Source organism: Peribacillus frigoritolerans (assembly GCF_001636405.1).
Classification (GTDB): domain Bacteria; phylum Bacillota; class Bacilli; order Bacillales; family DSM-1321; genus Peribacillus; species Peribacillus frigoritolerans.
The window spans coordinates 2,893,825-2,912,910 of sequence record NZ_KV440950.1 but is presented as its reverse complement, the minus strand read 5'-3'; the positions used below and the strand labels follow the sequence as shown (position 1 = coordinate 2,912,910).

At 39.6% G+C, this 19,086-nt stretch carries 16 protein-coding genes and 1 pseudogene; 5 read left to right on the top strand and 12 right to left on the bottom strand.

Translation table 11 applies throughout. From position 1 onward, the window contains the following. Window positions 1-125 precede the first annotated feature (125 nt). Window positions 126-674: a GNAT family N-acetyltransferase gene (locus A6755_RS14030; RefSeq protein ID WP_063591020.1), complete on the bottom strand. Its 549-nt coding sequence runs from the start codon at window positions 672-674 to the stop codon at window positions 126-128. A gap of 121 nt (window positions 675-795) precedes the next feature. On the opposite strand from A6755_RS14030, the pseudogene A6755_RS14025 reads away from it, so the two are divergent. Together A6755_RS14025 and A6755_RS14020 are read left to right on the top strand one after the other, a co-directional pair. Next, a pseudogene (locus tag A6755_RS14025) lies at window positions 796-1,753 on the top strand (D-2-hydroxyacid dehydrogenase). 184 nt (window positions 1,754-1,937) lie between these two features. Then, entirely contained in the window at window positions 1,938-2,138 is a 201-nt protein-coding gene (locus A6755_RS14020) for a cold-shock protein (RefSeq protein ID WP_029714163.1), read from the top strand. A gap of 222 nt (window positions 2,139-2,360) precedes the next feature. Here A6755_RS14020 and A6755_RS14015 read toward each other — a convergent pair whose 3' ends face one another. From A6755_RS14015 to A6755_RS13970, 9 genes are all read right to left on the bottom strand, one after another. Then, complete coding sequence (locus A6755_RS14015) at window positions 2,361-3,215, bottom strand: crotonase/enoyl-CoA hydratase family protein (protein WP_197281826.1); 855 nt, start codon at window positions 3,213-3,215, stop codon at window positions 2,361-2,363. A gap of 206 nt (window positions 3,216-3,421) precedes the next feature. Then, complete coding sequence (locus A6755_RS14010; RefSeq protein WP_063591019.1) at window positions 3,422-4,414, bottom strand: ABC transporter ATP-binding protein; 993 nt, start codon at window positions 4,412-4,414, stop codon at window positions 3,422-3,424. A gap of 13 nt (window positions 4,415-4,427) precedes the next feature. After that, entirely contained in the window at window positions 4,428-5,441 is a 1,014-nt protein-coding gene (locus A6755_RS14005) for an ABC transporter ATP-binding protein (protein WP_034307038.1), read from the bottom strand. A 49-nt stretch (window positions 5,442-5,490) separates the two neighbouring features. Then, the gene (locus tag A6755_RS14000; protein WP_063591018.1) at window positions 5,491-6,420 is read right to left on the bottom strand and encodes an ABC transporter permease; all 930 of its coding nucleotides are present in this window, start codon (window positions 6,418-6,420) and stop codon (window positions 5,491-5,493) included. Next, window positions 6,420-7,349, bottom strand: a complete 930-nt coding sequence (locus tag A6755_RS13995; RefSeq protein ID WP_034311122.1) for an ABC transporter permease — start codon at window positions 7,347-7,349, stop codon at window positions 6,420-6,422. The genes A6755_RS14000 and A6755_RS13995 overlap by 1 nt, the downstream gene beginning before the upstream one ends. A gap of 133 nt (window positions 7,350-7,482) precedes the next feature. Beyond that, entirely contained in the window at window positions 7,483-9,117 is a 1,635-nt protein-coding gene (locus A6755_RS13990; protein ID WP_230175882.1) for a peptide ABC transporter substrate-binding protein, read from the bottom strand. Between the two features lie 684 nt (window positions 9,118-9,801). Then, entirely contained in the window at window positions 9,802-10,236 is a 435-nt protein-coding gene (locus A6755_RS13985; RefSeq protein ID WP_034307046.1) for a DMT family transporter, read from the bottom strand. Between the two features lie 155 nt (window positions 10,237-10,391). After that, window positions 10,392-10,970, bottom strand: coding sequence for a GNAT family N-acetyltransferase (locus A6755_RS13980; protein WP_057277520.1), 579 nt, complete (start codon window positions 10,968-10,970; stop codon window positions 10,392-10,394). Window positions 10,971-11,472: 502 nt separating this feature from the next. Then, complete coding sequence (locus tag A6755_RS13970; RefSeq protein WP_134402143.1) at window positions 11,473-11,664, bottom strand: hypothetical protein; 192 nt, start codon at window positions 11,662-11,664, stop codon at window positions 11,473-11,475. A 607-nt stretch (window positions 11,665-12,271) separates the two neighbouring features. Between A6755_RS13970 and A6755_RS13965 the strand changes: the two genes are divergently transcribed. From A6755_RS13965 to A6755_RS13955, 3 genes are all read left to right on the top strand, one after another. Then, window positions 12,272-12,901, top strand: coding sequence for a CAP domain-containing protein (locus tag A6755_RS13965; protein WP_063591015.1), 630 nt, complete (start codon window positions 12,272-12,274; stop codon window positions 12,899-12,901). Between the two features lie 662 nt (window positions 12,902-13,563). Further along, window positions 13,564-13,854 (top strand): tetratricopeptide repeat protein, encoded by a 291-nt coding sequence (locus A6755_RS13960; RefSeq protein ID WP_063591014.1) that lies wholly within the window; start codon window positions 13,564-13,566, stop codon window positions 13,852-13,854. Window positions 13,855-14,203: 349 nt separating this feature from the next. Beyond that, window positions 14,204-14,803, top strand: a complete 600-nt coding sequence (locus tag A6755_RS13955) for an exonuclease domain-containing protein (RefSeq protein WP_084737742.1) — start codon at window positions 14,204-14,206, stop codon at window positions 14,801-14,803. A 448-nt stretch (window positions 14,804-15,251) separates the two neighbouring features. Here A6755_RS13955 and A6755_RS13950 read toward each other — a convergent pair whose 3' ends face one another. Then, window positions 15,252-17,648: a YhgE/Pip domain-containing protein gene (locus tag A6755_RS13950; protein ID WP_084737738.1), complete on the bottom strand. Its 2,397-nt coding sequence runs from the start codon at window positions 17,646-17,648 to the stop codon at window positions 15,252-15,254. A 408-nt stretch (window positions 17,649-18,056) separates the two neighbouring features. Continuing rightward, complete coding sequence (locus tag A6755_RS13945) at window positions 18,057-19,055, bottom strand: NAD(P)H-dependent flavin oxidoreductase (RefSeq protein WP_063591012.1); 999 nt, start codon at window positions 19,053-19,055, stop codon at window positions 18,057-18,059. Between the last annotated feature and the right edge of the window lie 31 nt (window positions 19,056-19,086).

The following is a 19,086-nucleotide window of genomic DNA, read 5'->3' as shown; positions in this document are numbered from 1 at the left end:
ATTTGCACATATTGTTTGTTTCTGGCTTTCCCATATCCATCATTATCAACAACAGAAATTCACGATTCGCAAACGATGTATATTTTTCTTATTACTTTCCCTTTAATCAGCTGACTTCGCAGCCATCATTTTATAATGGAATATAGCTTTATGTCTTGATGCTTCCCCTTGACGAACATTCCTTTTCTGATGATTCCCTCAAAAGACATACCAGCCTTTTGCATGACTCGCTCTGAACCTGAATTTTCAACGAAGCACCTTGCCTGTATTCGAACTAGGTTCATATTTTCGAAGCCAAAGGCGATTATCTTTTGGGCTGCCTCCGTCATCAAGCCACTCCCCCAATATTCTGGTGCAAGCACATACCCTATTTCCGCACTATGATGGTCAACCTGCCATGAAACAAAATCAATGGTACCAATCAACTTACCGCTTTCCTTGTGTTCTATGCCCCATGGAGCGATTTTCTTATCCTCATAATTTTGAAGTATAAATCGGATAAAATCTTTTGTATCACTTAGGGAACGATGGGCTTCCCATGTGACGTAACGGGAAACTTCATTGTTGGATGCATAAGCGAACATGTCTTCGGCATCATTCATGGTGACTTTCCTCATGATCAATCGTTTTGATTCCAGGGCAGGCAGCTGTCCATATATCTCTTTCACGTTCATGATTACACCCCATTCCATTGATTATTAGTATTATAGCAAGATTGGTATGCAATCGCCTTCCCAATTGAAATATTATCGAAACTTACGTATAATTCAGAAAAAAATATCCAGGAGGATAATTATGCCAAAAAGAAAACTCATAATAAGCCAAAATTTGAATGAAATCTTATTACAGAAGATCCAAGAATTGATTCCTGAGTGGACTGTTATCACCGGGAGATCCCCGGAAAAATGGAGAGATCATATTGCCGATGCAGAAGTCATCGCAGGCTGGAAAGCGGAAATGTCTGTATCGATTGCTGCAAGCGATGTTAAATGGATCCAGACATGGAGTGCAGGAGTGAATGCTTTACCCCTGGACAATTTAGAACAAAAGAATGTTCAGATTACAACTGCAAACGGCGTTCATGCGTATCCCATTTCAGAGACAATTTTTGCGTTAATGCTTGCCTTAACAAGAAAAGTAGATACATATATTAAGCAACAGCAGACAAGGACCTGGCATCACGCACATATGAAGCAGGAAATTCATGAAAAGACCATCGGAATCATCGGTGTCGGGAAAATCGGAAAGGAAACCGCAAAAATTGCCAAGGCTTTTGGCATGACCGTATTAGGGATGCGCCATTCCGGTAAATCAGAAGAATTCGTAGATGAGATGTTCACACAAAAACAATTGATTGATCTTCTTCCTAGGTGTGATTATATTGTCGTGACATTACCATTGACTCCAGAAACAAGGAATATGTTCGGTAAAAAGGAATTCAAGTTAATGAAGCGCTCCGCATTTTTCATTAATATTAGGAAGGGGAAACCTCGTCATTCAAAAAGAATTGATTCAAGCGCTTAAGGACAAAGATATTGCAGGTGCTGGTCTTGATGTGTTTGAAACGGAGCCACTTCCTGAAAATAGCCCTTTATGGGAGTTGAACAACGTAATCATCACGCCGCACACATCCGGAAATACGGAATTTTACGACCAAAGGCTAATTCAGGATATTTTCATCCCGAATTTAAAGGACTATCTAAATGGTAAAACACCTTCAACAAATTTACTTGATTACAAAAAAGGGTATTAAGAATTGTTCATTTTCTGTATACATTAATAATCTTTCCTTGTTAGCTTGCAGATTCCGACATTATCTGTTATATTTAAAAAGAATTATTTTTGTTCGGGAAGATTGATAAGTGAAAAACTTTTCGTCTAATGATTGAGCAAGGGTAGTAACACAATGTGTGGATTCACACTAGGAGGCAACAACAATGGAACAAGGTAAAGTAAAATGGTTTAACGCAGAAAAAGGATTTGGCTTCATCGAACGCGAAAACGGAGACGATGTATTCGTACATTTCTCAGCTATCCAAAGCGAAGGATTCAAATCATTAGACGAAGGTCAAGAAGTTACTTTTGAAGTTGAGCAAGGTCAACGTGGACCCCAAGCTACTAACGTTCAAAAAGCATAATTTTAAATACAATATATAACGGACCCTACTTGTAGGGTCTGTTTTTTTTTGATCAAAAAAACAATCATAAAAAAACCCTATTCACAGGGAATAGGGAACATGAAACAAGTTTAGTAAATGGTAAACCTAGTATAACACACTAAGAAAAGAAACCCTAATTTATCCGAAAAGTAAAAATTATCAAGCACTTCCGATGCCCTCGATATCGACCTTACCATTCATTCATTTCTTATCCGCTTCATATGTTCGATCCGTTCCCCACGGATAAAACGGAGGCATATCCGTGCTGCTTTTCATTTTAAAATCGGCTTTCCTTTTTTCGAGAAAAGCTTCGATTCCTTCTAGTGCATCAGCTTGTTTTCCGGTCCAATGAATCATTTTCGATTCTATTTTGTGTGATTCAACAGGATGGTTCGCACCGAGCATGGACCACATTAACTGCCGGGATAGCGTCACAGAGACGGAAGATGTGTTTTCCGCAATGTCTGTCGCAATCTCCATTGCTGCAGACATCAATTCTTCTGGCTCGACGATCTTGTTTACCAGCCTTCCCTCATATGCTTCACTGGCCGTAATCATCCTGCCGGTAAAAATCCATTCGGAAGCTTTGCCCATTCCGACAAGCCTAGGCAAGAACCAGCCACTGCATGCCTCCATCGTTATCCCCCGCCTTGCAAATACAAAACCCATCTTTGCATCTGTTGAAGCAATTCTAATGTCCATGGGCAAAGTCATTGTTATCCCAATCCCGACTGCCGCTCCATTAATGGCTGCTATCATAGGTTTCTTCATCTCAAAAATCCGTAATGACAACATTCCTCCTGCATCGCGATATTCAACCAAAGGAGTGTGATCCATAAACGTTTCTGCACCTTTTTCCAAATCCATTCCAGCACAAAAAGCATCCCCAGCGCCAGTTAATATGACGGCTCTTACGTCATCATTTTCATCCGCTTCATTAAAAGCGCGAATCATTTCCTCACACATCTTTTCATTGAAAGCATTCATTCTCTCTGGACGATTAAGAGTTACAATCATGACACGATCGACGATCTCACTAGTTATCGTGGAATACAATAACAGTCCCTCCTTCTCTCACAAATTGAAACATTCAACAGAATTTTATATTTACATATAATTACATTTTATATGTTTTATTTTCAGATTCCTAGTTTTTTATTTTGACATGCTGATAAATAATTTGATAATCGTTTCCATTCTAAAAATATTTTACATAAATGTGTAAAAAAAGACCAGTCGCAAATGCAACTGGTTTTTTTTGTTTACCAATATAAATGACAAGCAACGAAATGCCCTGGTTTTTGTTCTTTCCATTCAGGTACAGCACTGGAGCATATCTCCATCGCCTTAGGGCAGCGCGTCCGAAATACACAGCCGCTCGGCGGATTGATCGGACTTGGTACATCACCTTTAAGGACGATCCTTTCCCGTTTAATAGTCGGGTCTGGTATCGGCACTGCGGATAGCAAGGCCTGTGTGTATGGGTGTAGCGGATCTTTCGTTAAAGAATCACTATCCGAAAGTTCCATCATTCTTCCAAGGTACATGACTAAAATCCGATCTGAAATATACTTGACCATCGATAAATCATGCGCGATGAATAAATAAGTCAATCCCATTTCTTTTTGCAGTTCTTTTAATAAGTTGACCACTTGGGCCTGTATCGAAACATCCAAGGCAGAGATTGGTTCATCACAAACGATGAATTTAGGATTTAAAGCCAATGCCCTTGCAATTCCAATACGCTGGCGCTGTCCTCCACTGAATTCATGCGGAAAACGAGTGATATGTTCCGGACTTAAACCAACCAGCTTTAACAGGTCTTCCACCCGTTTTCTTCGCTCTTTACCTTTTGATATCCCATGAATGGCAAGTGGTTCCCCAATCAATTCCTCCACCTTCATCCTTGGGTTCAAGGATGCGTAAGGATCTTGGAAAATCATTTGTATTTCACGGCGGATATGTGACATTTCCCCAGGTTTGTAATCGAAAATATTTTTCCCCTGAAAAAGAACTTCTCCATCTGTCGGTTCATATAATCGAGTGATTGTACGACCTGCAGTCGACTTACCGCAACCGCTTTCCCCAACAAGACCGACAGTTTCCCCTGGATAGATTTTGAGATCCAAACCATCTACCGCTTTCAGCGATTGAGAACCGATAGGAAAATGCTTCTTCAGATTCTTTATTTCAACAAGAGGAGAATTTTCGTTGTATGTCTTTTCTTTTTCGGCCTTATTTTTCAGTGAAACCATTGGTTCTCCTCCTTTATACATTAGTCGGTGCTTGTACCTGTGCTGCCTTGGCCATCGGGTGGTGCAGCCAGCATGCGGCTGTCTGACCTTCTTCCACTACTTCAAGCTCCGGATCATGGTCTTTGCACACTTTCATTGCTGATTCACATCTTGGGTAAAATGGGCATCCTTTTGGCGGATCCAATAAATCAGGTGGTGATCCGATAATCGGAACCAACGGAGCCGTTTTTTCCATATCCAGCCTCGGCACCGTTTTAAGCAAACCTCTTGTATAAGGATGCTGCGGGTTTGAAAATATAGCCTCTACCGTACCCGTCTCCACAACCTTGCCTGCATACATAACGACTACCCGTTCACAAGTTTCCGCAACCACACCTAAATCATGAGTGATTAAAATGATGGAAGTATCCATTCTTCGTTGGATATCTTTCATCAGTTCCAAAATTTGCGCTTGTATCGTTACATCCAATGCAGTTGTAGGTTCATCGGCAATCAGTAATTTTGGTTCACAAGCAAGGGCCATCGCTATCATTGCCCTTTGGCGCATACCACCTGAAAACTCATGCGGATATTGCTGCATCCTTTTTTCCGGCTGTGGAATACCTACTAGTTTCAGTGTTTCCAACGCCCGTTCGTATGCATCATTTCGGGACATATTTTTATTATGCTTTAAAATGCCTTCCATGATCTGGCTGCCGATTTTTGTCGTTGGATTGAGCGAAGTCATCGGATCCTGGAAAATCATGCTGATTTCATTCCCGCGAATCCTCTGCATTTCCTTTTCACTCATTTTAAGAAGGTCTTTACCGCCAAAGTTTATCGACCCTTTTCCATACTCTGCCGGGGGTGTTTCCAATAATCTCATGATAGATTTCGCTGTAACACTTTTGCCGCATCCGGACTCCCCAACAATCGCAACGGCTTCCCCCTTTTTCACGCCAAAGTTCACACCGCGAACCGCTTGCACTTTACCTGCATAAGTATGGAAGGTGATTTGTAAATCGTTGACTTCTAATAGGTTCTCCATCATCGTCCCTCCTATTCTAGTAATATCAAATCATTATGTTAGTACTCATTTATTTCCGTAGTTTTGGATCTAAGGCATCCTGCAATCCGTCACCAGCCACATTGAACGCGAACATCGTTAAGGAAATCAATATTGCCGGGATTAACAGTTGATAGAAATTCCCTACCAGAATGCTTCCCAGTGCATCACTTGTCAATGTTCCCCAGCTTGCCTGAGGTGCCGGAACTCCCAGTCCCAAAAAGCTAAGTGTAGCTTCGGCAAAAATGGCAGTAGGTACAGTCAACGTTAAATTGACAAGGATCGGTCCCATTGTATTTGGAATCATGTGTTTTCTTAAAGTCCAGCTCGTATTGGCTCCAGAGATTGTTGCAGCATGGATATATTCATTCTCTTTCAGTTGTAAAACCTGGCCCCGTACCAGTCGCGCCATCGGAATCCACCCCGTAATCGACATCGCAATGATGATCGGCAGAATACCAGGTTTTAATACGACCATCATTAAGATAACCATCAATAGGTATGGAATCGCATAGATCACCTCAGCGAAACGCATCATGATATTATCCGTGCGTCCACCGCGAATGGCAGAAATCCCGCCATATAGGACACCAATTAAAAAGTCGATCAGCGCTGCCATCAATCCAATGAACAAGGATATCCTTGCACCGTACCAAGCTCGCGTGAATAGATCCCTTCCTGATGAATCCGTTCCAAACCAATGCTCGCTATTTGGGCTAAGATTCTTTTTATCGAAATCTTGTCCATAATAAGTATATCCGTTAATGTACGGACCAAAAATCGCCATCAAGACCAAGAGGATTATAAGAATAAACCCAGTCATCGCCAGCTTATTTTCTTTAAATCGACGCCAGACGTCAGACCAATATGAAACTGTAGGTCTTGCTATTTTTTCAGCTTCCTTAAAGTTGCCTTCGGCGGGTTGGAACATATCTTCGTTTAAATGCACTTTATCTGCCATTATTTCTTCTCCCCCGTCACTTTAATTCTAGGATCAATCAACGTATAGGCTATATCAACGATGAATATCAATAAAATAAGCACCGCACTATACACAATTGTGGAACCAAGAATCACCGGGTAGTCCCTGTTGGATATTCCCTTTACGAACATATCTCCCATGCCAGGAATACCAAAAATACGTTCAATGATGAAGCTTCCTGTCACGATATTAGCCGTAAGGATGCCGAGAACCGTGATTATCGGCAATAACGCATTCCGAATCGCATGTTTGATTATGACACCGCTCCGTTTCAATCCTTTGGCTTTTGCTGTCAAAATGTAATCCTGCCCCATTACTTCAAGCATGCTTGTCCGCATCAGTCTCGCGATGAAAGCAAGCGGCATCATGGAAAGGGCAATGGATGGTAAAATGGTATGCTGCCATGTCGCCCATGTAGCAACAGGGAATATGTTCCATTTAATCGCAAAATAATTGATTAAAATAGTCGCCAGGATAAAGTTAGGAACGGAAATCCCTACGATGGCAATGATCATTGATAAATAGTCGGGCCATTTATTTCTTTTCAGTGATGCCACGACACCCAAAATGAGGCCAAAGAAGATGGCAATCACCAAAGCTTGTGCCCCTAAGTGCAATGACACCGGAAACCCCTTCAAAATGTAATCATTCACGGAAATGGATGAAGATTTCAATGAAGGACCAAAATCAAATTGAACGACTTCCAATAAATAATTCCCATATTGGGTTAACAACGGCTTGTCCAATCCATAGTGGACTTGAAGGTTTTCATAAACAGCAGGAGGCATGGCTCCTTCTTTTGCAAATGGATTTCCCGGAATCGTATGCATTATGATGAACGTTAATGTAATAACAGCCCATAAAGTAATAATCGCCCATTTAAAACGGTTTAATGTATATCTCAACATGGTAATCACCCCAATCATCGATTTTCTAAGAAGTTGAAAACGGAAATGAATGCATGAAATATTCAAATTCGCAATTGAAAAATGGGGTATGTCCTTAATCGGACATACCTCCCATTTCAATATTATCCTTCTATTATTTTTTATCCGCGTAAATAAAGTTCGGATAAGCGTTAATTGGAGCAAAAACTCCAGTAACATTCGATTTAACCATATATGGTTTTGTATAGAAGTAAACCGGAAGGATCGGCATTTCGTCAATCATGACTTTCTCTGCTTTATGCAAAGCATCCATGCGTTCTTTTGGATCCATTGTAGATTTTGCTTCTTTTAATAAATTATCATATTCTTTGTTTGACCAACCTGCATCATTATAGGCGCCGTCCGTTTCCCAAAGCATGAATGTCATCGGGTCAACATAGTCACCAACCCATCCTGCACGGGAAATTTCAAAGTCACCAGCTTTTTCACGGTCAAGCTTAACTTGGAATTCCGCATTTTCAAGTGTCACTTCAACACCCAGGTTATCACGCCACATTCCTTGAACCGCTTCAGCAATTTTCTTGTGTGAATCTAAAGTGTTATACAAAATTGAAAACTCAGGTAATTCTTTCATGCCTTCTTCAGCAAGTCCTTCTTTTAACAATTTCTTAGCTTCGGTAACATCTTCCTTAAATAGGTTACCTGTATTTTCCTGGAAATCTCCAGATGCATCAGGAATACCCGGAGGGACTACGCCAAAAGCAGGCTTTTGTCCGCCTTGAGCAACATTTTCGGTGATTTTTTGACGCTCGATAGCCATTGAAAGCGCTTTCCTTACTTTAGCATTATTGAAAGGTTTCACTTCTGTATTAAAGTTGTAATAGTAAACGGCAAGTTCTTTGCCCATTTTGAATTCTTTATCATCCGAATTGACCATTTGACCTTGAATATCCACTGGCAGTGGATAAGCGAGGTCCAATTCGCCACTCTGATACATTTGCCATGCTGTATTTTCATCTTCAATTAGAGCAAAGTTAACCGCATCCAATTTGATTTTATCTTTATCGTAGTAATTTTCATTCTTTTCGATTTTCAGGCTTTCTTTATGTTTCCATTCCGTTAATTTGAACGGCCCGTTTGAAACGTGAGTTTTTGCATCCAAAGCCCATTTTGGATTTTCTTCCTGTACCTTTTTATTGATTGGATAGAAAGTATAGAAAGAAGTCAAGTCAAGGAAATATGGTGTAGGCTGTTCCAAAGTAACGACTAATGTATGTTCGTCTGTCGCTTTAACCCCTACGTCCTCTTCCTTCCCTTTCTTACTGTTGTATGCTTCCCCGCCTTTAAGATAATAAAGTTGGTAAGCATAATCTGCAGCCGTTTCCGGTTTCAAAGCATATTTCCAAGCGTATTCGAAATCATTGGCTGTAAGCGGATCTCCATTTGACCATTTCAAACCATCTTTCAATTTGAATGTCCAAGTTAATCCATCTTCACTGATTTCCCATGATTCGGCAGAACCAGGGACGATTTTGCCTTCCTCTGTTTTCTTTGTCAGCCCCTCGAACGTATGTTCAAGGATCCATGATTCATGAGTACCTTGAGCATTTGCAGGGTGAAGCGAACCAGGTTCACTTGAATTGTTTACGTTTAATACTTTTGATCCGGATGAGTCACCCGAGCCCCCTTCTTTTTCATTCGAAGTTTCCTTCGAACCGCCGTTGCATGCCGCAAGCATAAGCATGATGGCCATAAGAAGAGCAAGCACTGAAAATTTAGACTTTTTCAAAAAATATTCCCCCTCATCTTTAATCTTACTTAGAATACTCCCATTTAAGAGATTATCCTTCTAACACCTATTAATCTTCCGTATAGTACATATAATGATTGCGAGGAAAAGTAAAAGCATTCATTGCAGGAATTCACCAAAAACAATTAGCGAACCGTTTGCATAAATCTTAATTTCTACCTAAAAAAAGCAATTAATGCAGTCTACTAGGTATAAAATCACCTTTTTTTCACCTCGCCAAGGTTACTATACCTCGAATTAAAGATGTTGAATTTTAAGTATATTACGAATAAACCAAAAAATCAATAAACCAGTGAGTACTTTTTCACAATATAGTAATTAATTGCTAATCAATTCGATCTAGATACTAGGTAAATAGAAATGATCACCTAAAAAGACTTTCGACTTCCAGGTGTTTTTACAAACCCCTCTAAATCAGTATTCATATAGGTTCTCTTGTCTATTTATTTCTCAATATTCTAATAATTCATATTAGGTTGATTACTAAGACAACTTTCCTAGCAAACCACCCCCTCTCAAATAATATATTTTAGCAGAATAATGCATTACTTGATTAAAATATTTAGTTCTCTTTAATCAATCTCCAAATAGTAGGCATTAACTATAGGGGAATAGAAATATTCCCCTATATGTACCCGTCGTTTCAATGAAAAGTGCCCTTCTTCATTTATGATTAAACAAATATAATGACACGAAAAGTAAACAAATTCCTGCCAACTTTTTCGCATCCAATGGGATGCGTACGCCTCCAAATAAACCGAAATGGTCAATGACTGCCCCAATAATTATCTGGCCTGCTATAACCCCGACCAATGCCGGTGCCACTCCAATCCGAGGCACGACCAATACGATCACAATGACATAAATAGCCCCTAACAGCCCGCCTGTTAATTGCCATTTGGGTACAGACGCGATGGCAGAAATATTCCCATTTCCCGCAAACAAAACAATAAATAATAAAGCGAGAGTCCCGATTCCGAACGAAATGAAGGAAGCTTCAATGACCCCCACTTTTTTTCCTAATCCACCATTGATTTGTCCTTGTATGGCAATGGTGATTCCGCCCAGGACCGCAAGCAACGGAAATAATATCTTCACAATGATTTTGCTCCTTTTTATGTCCATCCGGACTGATTAATGAATTCGCATACCATTTTAACATGAAAAATATGTATATTGTCCTTTACTGATATAAAATCATCTGCAAATAAAAAAACTGGCACTTTGGGCCAGCTGCAATCTTCTATACCAAACTAAAATCTATATGATTCCTGAACACTTTGTTGCCTTAACTGGCAATACTCCGTACTCAACAAGGAAAATACCAGGGCATCATGGTACTGATCACGAAGAAATAGATAACTTCTGAGGCTGCCTTCCTCTTTGAATCCAAATTTCTTCAGAAGGTTTCTGGATGCAATATTATCCTTGAAAGTTAAAGCGGCGATTCTGTTTAGTCTCAATTCCTCAAAGCAATAGCGCAATACTACGTTGACAGCTTCAGACGTAAAGTGTTTCCTCCAATATTCAGGATGGATTTCATATCCTATTTCGGTGCGTTTGTTGGCTAGGCTCAATTGATGCAGGCCAACAGTACCGATGAACTTGCCTGAATCCTTTAGAATGACTCCCCACCGCATCCCTCGTTTGTTTATATAAGCACTTTTAAACGAGTCGATTAAACGGCGGGCATCTTCTACTAGAGTTAAACTTTCTATCCCATCATATTTGGTCACTTCATCTTTAGAGAGGATTTCAAACAGACTCTCGGCATGATGGTGACCTATTTCGATTAAATGCAGTCTTTCTGTTTCCAATTCCTTAAACCACATCGAAGAATCCCTCCCGTATATTCAGCTGTCTACTTAATTCTATTCAAGATGAAGAGATACCTGTCTTAACGGACAATACTTTTTGAAAAATGCCTTAATCCCTGATTATTTTGGGAACGATTGACTGTAAACCGTCACATTCCCGCCATAACCCAATAAGAAGTAGAAGTAGAATTAGGATGGTCAGGATACATTCCTATTGTCGGTAAACCATCAAGGATCTCACAAAATAAAGCTCCCCAATAATAATCAGCCCAGATCCGATTCTCTTATTCTGGAAACAGATTGACAAGCTGCTTTATTAATTAATCTCTATTGTTCAAAATCATTGGATCCCTTTTCTCCAGATAACCGGTCGATTCATCAAGTCCACCAATGATAATTCGATTGTCAGGAGTTTTTCTTGCATTAAATAAGGCCGTGCCGTTTCCAAATATCATATTATCATGCCATTTAGCTTGAGCGGCTATTTGATTTGTTGCTATGGCATATGAACTGAGAATCACTGCATGCTTTTCGAAACTGCCTTTTCAATCAATAAATGTACATGTTTATAAGGATTGTTTTCAGCAGCATTATCTGTAACCAGCGCTCCTGCTTTCGGAAACGAAATTTTCCAGTTAATCTCTTTTTCAGTATAATATTCAACAGGGAAATTGCGGGTTTTAAGATTCCTATATTCTTCTTTAAGCATAGGAACATCCATGGGATTGGATGCATAGTACAAGCTTTTTCCACTCATTTGAAAACTGTAAAAGTCCAGTGTTCGCAACCGTACTTCCTTCACTTGCATCCCTTTTATCGATCAGGAAAAAAATTAGGCCAGTCTCTGTCAAAAAATAGGCACAGTGTGCATGAACCGCTTCCTTCTATACAAACATCACATGGAAGGTCTACCTCCAACATGGGATATTTTCTCGCTTCAAATGTATCTTTCCAAAACACTTTCCCTGCCTTTAAATCCATACAAGTTCCACCCTTGGGATAATTAATTAGTTTCATCCTTTTTAGTTCCATATAACTATATCGTTTTGATGTACTTATTATTTCCCTGAAAAACATGGCCTGCAAACGTAAAATGATTCTTTTTTTCCAGAAATTCAGCATTCCAATTTATCAAATAGACCTAGGATGTTCATTTACCATATAATCTGCCAAGTTATATGGACCCTTATTATGTATATTCTTATACTATCCTTTTTCCTAGTCCCATAAAGAATGAGAATGAGCTAATTTTACACAAAACTATTTTTATAGGATACTATATTACCAATCCAGATATTCTACTAGGAGGAATTAAAATGAAGAAAATCATCCTTTTATCAGCACTGTCACTATCACTTCTATCTCCAAAAGTTGCTTTGGGAGCCAATACATACGAGGTGGCAGAAGGAGATACCTTAACGAAAATCGCTTCTGAATATGATGTCAGCATTGACGAATTACTTAAATCGAACTCTGCTATAAACGATGCAAATCAAATTCGAATCGGACAAATCATAAATCTTCCCGAATCATCCAATACCACGGTTAATCGCAAAGAAAGTCAATCAGTTGAACAGCAGGTCCTTAGTTTAGTTAATGAAGAACGGGCAAAATCGGGCCTCCCTTCACTTAAAATGGATACAGCCATTTCCAACGTAGCCATTCTAAAATCTGAAGATATGCGTGATAATAATTATTTCAATCATACAAGCCCCAGTTATGGATCGCCTTTCGATATGATGAAATCCTTTGGGATCAGTTACGAGTACGCAGGGGAAAATATCGCAGCAGGTCAACCCAGTGCGGATGCTGTCATGAAATCATGGATGAACAGCCCCGGACATAAGGCGAATATTCTTAACAAGAACTATACGCACATTGGAATCGGACATGTAACTGGAGGGAAATACGCCCACTATTGGACCCAACAATTCACTGGAAATTAAAAGCTTTAGAGGGGGCAGATTGCCGCCTCTTTTTATTTATTCTTATATTCCAAGTCTAATGATTGCTATTATCAATGATTATATACCTTTCTCACTTTATATCGAAAAGACGTTATTTCAGTTTGATCGCTTCAATAAGAAAACGTTCTTTATTTTTTGTTGGATGGGTTACGCAAGGAAAACACGTAAAGTAGTTATATCATACTACCTTTCAATTATCTTACTGATAAAAATTAAATTATGTTAAAATAGTATTCTAGACATAGGTACAAAGGGGCAATTGTAATGAAAATAGAGGTTGGCTCTGTCATCAACGAATTACGAATAAAACAAAGTCTTACATGAGAAGAACTGGCTAAGGATATATGTGAACCTAATGCCCTGTCAGATTATGAAGGAAGCATCACTTCTCCAACCATTAATGAATTGGCACTTTTTGCGGATAAACTAAAAGTTGACCTGCCGTTTTTCTTCACTACTAAAAATAAAATGAACCGATTTATAATTACATAGAAACCATTAAACTTTTGATTAACAAATACAAACGGACACGTAACTATGAAGCACTTTATGAAATCGTCCAAAAAGAAATGGCAACTGCACCGGAAAAATCGATATCATTTTAATTCTTAAAATGGCATGAAGGTATCTCTTTTTTTCATTTGTATAATGACAAACAAAAGGCTATAGAATTATTGAATGAAGCCATGCAGATTACCATGGGTAAACGGGTCATTCTTCATCAACAGGAGATAGAAGTTTTAAATAGTATCGGGATCATCCATTTTAAAACGAAGAATTATGAAGAGGCCATCACCATCTTCAATGATGCACTGGAATTTATCGAGAATATCCCCCTTGTGATTCAGGAAGGTACCATTATCGTGAAGATCATTCAAGGATTAGCACAAACATTGACTGAACTTCATTATTATCAAGAATCATTAAATTAAAAATAGTTGATTGGAGCGGGTGTGCGAGACTCCTGCGGGAATAGCAGTCCAAGGGGAGACCCCACAGGCGCAAGTGCGCCGAGGGCGGACCGCCCGCGGAAAGCGAGTGCCTACGTTCCAATTAACGTCCAAATTTGTATAAGCAAAAAAACAGTAGACAAATTCGATTTTCATCAAGTTTGTCTACTGTCTAAGATAGAGATTGCTTAAAAATCTCTATCTTTTTTTAGTATCGTTAGTTCACCCTTACCTTCAATATTTCAAATCCTTTAAAACGATCATAATGCTTTCAATAGCCATTCTATGTCAGCTATAATAGAAGAATGTAACCCAACTGGAGGAAAAAAAATTGACTAATAGATTAGGTTTAGTACTGGATGTAGAAACTACTGGTTTACGTCCCTCTTCAGATGAAATTATCGAGCTTGCCCTTATACTCTTTACATACAGCAGTGAAACAGGGGAAATCATTAATCTTATTGATCAAGAATCATTTTTAAGGGAGCCTCTCTCCTATGGAGCAAGAAGGAATTATGATCAAGCATACAGAATTCATGGAATTCCATACAGCTCCGTAGAAGGAAAGAGTTTTCATGATGAAAAAATTAAAACCTTCATTGACCGTACCGATTCGATTTTCGCACACAATGCTTCTTTCGATAGAAGTTTTCTCTACCAAATGTATCCGGAAATCAATGATCAAAAGTGGTACTGTACGATGCGTAATGTACCTTGGAAGCAATATGGATTTGAGAATAGTAAACTCTTAACATTACTGCAGGCACATAATATCACCAATTTTCAAACACATAGGGCCATGGACGATATATCTTATTTAATGGAGCTTATGAGAAAACCAGGTCCTTCTGGCCATCCTTATTTGAAGGATGTCATTGCAAAAAATCCAATGAAGAAATATGCACCTGCCACTCAAAAGACAAGGGTATAACAACTGTTTAAATACTTTTACACTCTTGTACAGGTTGCGCCATAGTTTTGTCAATATAATGGTTTTTTGACATCTTTCCCTTTCCTTGTGAGCAGGAAGCGCTTGGCACATATATTCAGGTTATTAATAAAAAACAGCGACCCATGACGGGTAGCTGTTTCAGTTTGTAGACAAAGGGGTTCGGAATTAAAAAATTCAGAACCCTCTTTGCAATATGTTTAGAAAGCATCCTCATCACCTCAATTTTTATAATTATATTTTAAAACAATATAGACTTTAGGCAAAAGGATTCTATCTAAAAGTTAAAACAAAGTTGATTGGAGCGAGTGCCCGAAGCGGAAATCAACGTCTAAATTGTACACCCATAAAAAAACTGTAGACAAACTCGATTTTCATCGAGTTTGTCTACAGTTTGAAACAGCGACCTAGACAGGTCGCTGTTTTTTGATCATTGTACAGTTGCTTCTTCCTGTTTTTCATTCAATGTGCCGTTCATTTTCTTATACCGATAAATAAAGTAAAGAAGAGATAATATTAATGCCGCAACGAGGAATATCGCCAATATGGCAAGATTGTGCCACATGAAGCTATAATCTCCTGTTGAGATGACAGCACGAAAAGCATTAATGGAATAAGTCATCGGCAGGAACGGTGTGAATCCTTGCAAGAAGCCAGGTACTAATTCATTGGGAAATGTTCCGCCACTGCTGGTCAGTTGGAGAATCAAAATCAATAATGCTATGAACCGGCCTGGATTGTCAAAGGCTGAACCCAGGAACTGGATGATTGCCATGAATGTGCAGCTAGCAAGAATGCTTACTGCAAAAAACAACGGCAGGCTCGTAACATTGATTCCAAGACCTAAAATTAAAATCGAGTCCACCAATATGGCTTGACAGATTCCGATGAGTGCCATGATACTGTATTTACTAATAAACCAGCTAAATCCACTCGCAGGTATAACAGCAGGATCTCTTAACGGGAAAATGATCGTCAGAACGATAGCACCGATAAATAAACTTAATGAAATTAAATACGGTGCAAAACTAGTGCCGTAGTTCGGTACATTATTAATTGGTAATTTATCTACTTTAACTGGGCTTGCAAACATGTCATAAACTTCTTCATTGGATTTGATCTTGCCTGCTTCATTTGCCCCGTCATTCAATTCGTCATGTAATTCTGCAGATCCATCTGAAAGTTTGGCGATTCCATCTTGTAACTTAATGGCTCCATTCGCCAGTTCTCCCATTCCGCTAGTTAGGCTGTTTGACCCCTCCTTCAATCTATCCGTTCCTGTAACCAGACCTTCCGAACCTTCGGAAAGCTGTGAGGTTCCACTTGATAATTGCTTGGAGCCATCTTCAAGCTGATCAAGCCCGCTTACCAAGTTATTGCTGCCTTCAGTTAATTGTCCAAGTCCACTCTGCGCTGAATCTATACTTTCGCCAAATGTTATCAAACCAGACACCAATTGACCTTGGCCATTTTTCAGTTCATTCGCCCCATTGGCGAGTTTATCCTGAGCTTGCTTCAATTGCGTGAAACCGCCGCTTAACGCACTAGTGCCTTCACTTAACTGATTGGCTCCATCACTAAGGCTATTTGAGCCTTTAGCAATTTCGGTTGCACTGGCCGATAGTTTTCCCACTCCTTCAGATACTCCTTTACTACCTTCACTGATGCGTGTTAGAGAAGAAATCACTCCCTCCAAACGCGCTTTCTCTGCAGGATCATCCGTAGCATCAGATTGTTGTTCCAATCCGGAAATAACCTCATCCAAACCTGCCGAAACTTCAGATGCCCCCGCCTTTGCTTCGTTCGATGCTGCGCTCCATTCAGACAATGAACCTGAAAGCTGGGCCGCTCCAGCCGCTACACCATTTGCTCCCTCAGTCAAAGCGGGCAGCTTTTCATCTATTTGATTGAAGCCCTCTAATGACTGCTGCAATCCAGAGGCCAATTCACCAGTTCCCGCTTCAGATTTCTTGGCCCCTTGCAAAAGCTCGGATTGACCATCTTTCATTTGCCCAACACCAGAGCTGAACTGTTGTAACCCTTGATTAAGTTCCTTTGATCCTGCGGCTGCCGAACCGACCCCATTCGAAAAGGTCAATGATTTTTCAGCTAATTTTTCCAGGTTTTCATGGATTTCGACAGAACCTGAATGAAGGGAGTCAATTCCTTCATCCACTTTTTTGGAACCTTCTTTAGCTGAGATAATCCCTTCACCAAGTTCACTGGAGCCGTTTTTCACTGTATCTGTTCCGTCTTTCAATTCTCCAGCCCCATCACTGGCACTTTTGAGTCCGTCAGCCACTTCGTTCAAATTATCGAACATTGACTCCGCATAGGTTTTCGTAACCGCCGACGAAACCTCCCCTTTGATTCTCTCCGAAGCTGCATCACCTATTTTAGTGGATATATAATTGAACCCTTCATTGGACGTATAAATTAAATCAAGTTTTTTCGGATTGTCCTCCTGCAAGGTCGTTGCATTCTTCGAAAAGTTTTTCGGAATTTCTATTTTCATGTAATAATCTTGATTTTCCAGGCCTTCATTGGCTTCTTTTTGACTAACGAAATGCCAATCGAAATCCTTCTTTTCCTTTAACTCCTTGACTAAATCTTTTCCTATTGTAAGTTCCGTTTCATTGAACTCCGCACCCTCATCCAAATTGACAATGGCTACAGGCAATTGATCCACCTTACCATATGGATCCCAAAATGCCCAAAGGAATGTGCCGCTATATAATAAAGGAATCAGTATGATCCCTATTATGGAAATGAGTATCATAGGATGTTTTATTATGGCTAAAAATTCACCCTTTAAAGATTTTAACACGCCTACCAAGCCCTCCTATACGACGAATATGCCGTTTATTTAATCTATCTCGGTGAAAACGCATGAAAGAATACAAAATTAAGTCATATGCTCCTGCAATGTAAATTTAACATTCTTCATCTTCACCTAAATATATATTACTTTTTAAGCAATCAATAATATATGACTAGATTGTTCATTTGGTCATTATCACGAAAATAATATAACATTTATCCATCTTTTTATCAATATTTTTTCACAGCGATACATCCTATATTTACTGCTTTTATCTTTAAATCCATTTAGATTGCCTTTTAAGCTGAAAATACTTTATTATGAATTAGCTCTGATATTACATGGCAAAAAAGGGTACCCATAATGGATACCCTTTTTTGCCATGTAAGCATAATTAAATAAAGCGCTTTCATCTCATTTCGATATAATTCCTTTTAATTTTTCCGCCTGCCCGGTCAATTTATTCAAGGACTCCTGATACTCTTTTTCTAATTGTTTTATGATGCCTGCAGCTGTATCTATTTTTTTAATGGACCCCACACCATGACCCGCTGACCAAATATCACGCCACGCTTTAGATTCAGACGATTTGGACATGCTGTCAAAATCGACTTTTTCTTTTTTCGCTAATTGTTCTGGGTCCAATCCTTCCTTCCTTATGCTCGGTTTAAGCATATTACAATTAACGCCTGAAAATGCATCAGTCAAGATGATGTCATCATGGTCAGAATCGACAAGCATTTCACGATATTCATCATTTGCCCTGCTCTCTTTCGCCACGATAAAACGTGTACCCATATATGCAAGATCCGCTCCTGCCGCCTGAGCTGCCAAGATACTGTGACCAGTACTGATCGATCCGGCGAGCAAAATGATTCCGTCCCAGAATGTCCTTACGCTGTCCACGAAAGCAAAGCTATTTATCTCACCAGCATGACCGCCTGCTCCCGCAGCAACCAAGATCAATCCGTCCACACCTGACTCCGCAGCTTTCTTTGCAAAATCCACAGAGCTGACATCCGAAAAGACCAACCCGCCATAGCTATGTACGACATCCACCACATGTTTTGGTGAACCTAATGATGTAATGACGATGGGAGGCTGATGCTTTTTGACCAATTCCAACTCTTCTTCAAGCCGGCTATATGTACGGTGAACAACCATATTCATTGCCCATGGAGCTATCTTTGAGCCTGGTTCTTTATCCTTTGCTGCAATCAATGTATCGTTTATGTCACCCATCCATTGATCCAGTACCTCTATCGGCCGCGCATTCGGTGCTGGAAAAGAGCCGATCACCCCATTCAAACAGCATTCTTTCACTAACTCAGGACCGGATATTAAAAACATAGGTGCTGAGATAACTGGTAAAGATAATTGATTCCACCACTGTTCAGGCAAACTACTTGTCATCCTTAAACCTCCCATTATTAATATATTACCA

Excerpts from the sequence above, each read along its gene's own strand:
- A6755_RS14030 (WP_063591020.1), bottom strand. The coding sequence starts at position 674 with ATGAACGTGAAAGAGATATATGGACAGCTGCCTGCCCTGGAATCAAAA.
- A6755_RS14020 (WP_029714163.1), top strand. The coding sequence starts at position 1,938 with ATGGAACAAGGTAAAGTAAAATGGTTTAACGCAGAAAAAGGATTTGGC.
- A6755_RS14010 (WP_063591019.1), bottom strand. The coding sequence starts at position 4,414 with ATGGTTTCACTGAAAAATAAGGCCGAAAAAGAAAAGACATACAACGAA.
- A6755_RS14005 (WP_034307038.1), bottom strand. The coding sequence starts at position 5,441 with ATGGAGAACCTATTAGAAGTCAACGATTTACAAATCACCTTCCATACT.
- A6755_RS14000 (WP_063591018.1), bottom strand. The coding sequence starts at position 6,420 with ATGGCAGATAAAGTGCATTTAAACGAAGATATGTTCCAACCCGCCGAA.
- A6755_RS13995 (WP_034311122.1), bottom strand. The coding sequence starts at position 7,349 with ATGTTGAGATATACATTAAACCGTTTTAAATGGGCGATTATTACTTTA.
- A6755_RS13980 (WP_057277520.1), bottom strand. The coding sequence starts at position 10,970 with ATGTGGTTTAAGGAATTGGAAACAGAAAGACTGCATTTAATCGAAATA.
- A6755_RS13970 (WP_134402143.1), bottom strand. The coding sequence starts at position 11,664 with ATGCTTAAAGAAGAATATAGGAATCTTAAAACCCGCAATTTCCCTGTT.
- A6755_RS13965 (WP_063591015.1), top strand. The coding sequence starts at position 12,272 with ATGAAGAAAATCATCCTTTTATCAGCACTGTCACTATCACTTCTATCT.
- A6755_RS13945 (WP_063591012.1), bottom strand. The coding sequence starts at position 19,055 with ATGACAAGTAGTTTGCCTGAACAGTGGTGGAATCAATTATCTTTACCA.